The sequence below is a fragment of the Helicobacter burdigaliensis genome (assembly GCF_003670295.1).
GTDB lineage: Bacteria > Campylobacterota > Campylobacteria > Campylobacterales > Helicobacteraceae > Helicobacter_D > Helicobacter_D burdigaliensis.
This window is the reverse complement of record NZ_QXJG01000040.1, coordinates 1-2,022: the sequence shown is the minus strand read 5'-3', so window position 1 is coordinate 2,022 and position 2,022 is coordinate 1. Positions and strand designations below refer to the sequence as shown.

Annotated in this window: 1 protein-coding gene and 1 pseudogene; both read left to right on the top strand. The window is 32.5% G+C overall.

Annotated elements, in window-relative coordinates; genetic code table 11:
• Positions 1-1,239: pseudogene (locus tag EBF09_RS08900) on the top strand (hypothetical protein); the annotation flags it as partial.
• A gap of 2 nt (positions 1,240-1,241) precedes the next feature.
• A complete protein-coding gene (locus EBF09_RS08895) occupies positions 1,242-1,871 on the top strand; it encodes an autotransporter outer membrane beta-barrel domain-containing protein (protein ID WP_121764744.1) in 630 nt (209 codons plus the stop codon).
• Positions 1,872-2,022: the final 151 nt, after the last annotated feature.

Below are 2,022 nucleotides of genomic sequence, written 5' to 3'. Positions count from 1 at the left end.
GGAATCTTAAATCAAGATAATGCTTCTTTAATAGGAGATATTAAAGTAAGTGGAGCTAACTCACAAATCATTGGTGGAATCACAAATATAGGCAATGGTAAAATAGAGGGTTCTATTAATATCAATAATGGTGGTAAAATAGATTCTATTATCAATAATGGTTCTGGAAGTATCACTGGGGATATATCTATTGGAGATGGCTCAAGTATAGATAATATCATCAATAATGGTGATGCAAATATAGGCGGTGGAATCATTATAGGCAGTGGTGGAAAGCTAGATAATATCACTAACTCTGGCAATGGCAATATCAATGGAGATATTAAAAATGATGGAAATTTAGGCTCTATTAATAATAGTGGTAGTATAGGTGGCTCTATTACAAACAATAATGGAGATCTAAACATCAAAAACGAAGGAAATCTAGGAGGTGGTATTGTTATAGGAAGTGAAGGAGGAAACACAAGCATTAGCAATGATAAGGGAGGCTCAATTGGTGGAGGTATCACTAATAATGGAAATAGTGATATTAGCATAGACAATAAAGGTGATATTGGTAAAAACGAAGATGGAAACAATATCACAAACAATGGTAATGGAAATATTAATGTAGATTGGATAATAAAGCCTGATGATGAAGGTAACTTAGAAGGTATCGCCATAGGTGGAAGTGGTAGTGGAAGCACAAATATAGACAAGATTACAATTGATGTGGATAATCCAAACTATGATGCAAATAAGCCTATTAATGTAAATGATATCATTAAAGACAACACAACAGGAAGCGGTAAAGTAGATAAAGATGAAGTCACAATAGGTTCTGGAAATGAATTAATAGAATATGAATACAATCCTATTACAGGTAAAGTAGAGTCTAAATTACAAGTGGCTAAAGGAATGGGTTCAATCATGGCTCAAACTTTAATCAATACCTATATCATGCGATCTTTCTTTATTGATACAGTGGTAGATGAAGCTTCAAGAATGGCATATAAGCATGCAAGAACTTCTCATGATAATAAAGACTTAAAAGGCTTTAGTATTGATGAACATTATCATGGATTTATTATGCCTTATGCTTCTTATAATAGTATTGATTTAGTAGGAAGTGCAGATACTTCTAGTGGAAATACAAGAGGGATTATTGCAGGATTCCATACTTTAAGAGATTTTGGAATGTTTGGAGCATTTGTAGGAACGGAAAAGGCTGATATGGATGCAGGAGATTTTTTAATCTAAAAATGCAAACTTATTTTGCAGGATTAAAATATTCTAATCTTGTTTATAGAAGTGAAAACTATGAGGCTTTCTTAAAAGCAAATACTAAAGTAGCCTATTCAAGCAATGATATGTTAAAAGTAAATACAAGAACAAATAAACAAGCACAAGGTCAAACAAAAACTTATGGTTATGGTGTAAGCTTAGGTGCTGGAGTGAATTATTATCTTGAAGATTCAAAGAGTATCTTTACCCCAGAAATCTCTTTAAATTATGAAGGAGGAATCACAAAGCCTTTTAGTATGAGTGGAAGTGGTGCATTAGGAGGGAATGAGAGATATTATAAGAGTGTATCTGATTTATATTCTACAACTTTAGGATTAAAATGGTATCAACAATGGCTACCACAGCTTAGCACAACCCTAGCAGGTGGAGTAAGGTATAACTTTAATCCAGAAGTAGAAAGTAAAGCAAATCTAGCAAAGCGAAAGGGAAGTGAGATTATTGATTTACCTAGAACTTATCAATACACTCAAGCATCTCTTATTCTTAATCTAACAGAGAATTTCAATGCTTCTTTAAACTATAATGGAACTTTTGCAAAGGAAGCAAAATCCCATACAGGATATTTACAATTTGATTTTATCTTTTAAAGAGTTAAAGAGTTTGGAGGGTTAGGGGTTTAAAGAGTAGGTTTGAGTATTTCTTCATTATTGTAAGAATGCAAAGCGATTATAGTAATCTAAGAGATTAACCTTTAGGGGTTGCTTTTAGATTTGTATTTGTTTGTGATAGCAATTAGAT

Excerpts from the sequence above, each read along its gene's own strand:
- EBF09_RS08895 (WP_121764744.1), top strand. The coding sequence starts at position 1,242 with ATGCAAACTTATTTTGCAGGATTAAAATATTCTAATCTTGTTTATAGA.